This window comes from Salifodinibacter halophilus (assembly GCA_012999515.1).
Lineage (GTDB): Bacteria > Pseudomonadota > Gammaproteobacteria > Nevskiales > Salinisphaeraceae > Salifodinibacter > Salifodinibacter halophilus.
Genome location: JABEEB010000711.1, coordinates 1 through 237 on the forward strand (window position 1 = coordinate 1; position 237 = coordinate 237).

Here is a 237-nt window from a genome sequence, read left to right on the forward strand (position 1 = left end):
CAATCAGAGAGACGCCTATTGCAGATCTAGACAGTGCCACCAACCCATATATGACCGTGGGCAAGAAAGAGCATGATGGAAGACATCCCGAATCCAGCGACGGAATCGTACTCAGTTGGTGACCGGGTTGAGATTTATCTCGGTGAGGATGATCTCGATAGCCGATTCCACGGGCTGGTCTGTATCGTTGTAGATGTCATGGAGGACGATCTGAGTGCTGAAACAGGCCGAGAGCTG

The 237-nt window shown here is 51.5% G+C and carries 1 protein-coding gene; it reads left to right on the forward strand.

Annotation, left to right across the window (positions count from 1 at the left end):
* Positions 1–72: 72 nt before the first annotated feature.
* The coding region (locus tag HKX41_13405; protein ID NNC25131.1) for a hypothetical protein at positions 73–237 on the forward strand (165 nt) is incomplete at its 3' end.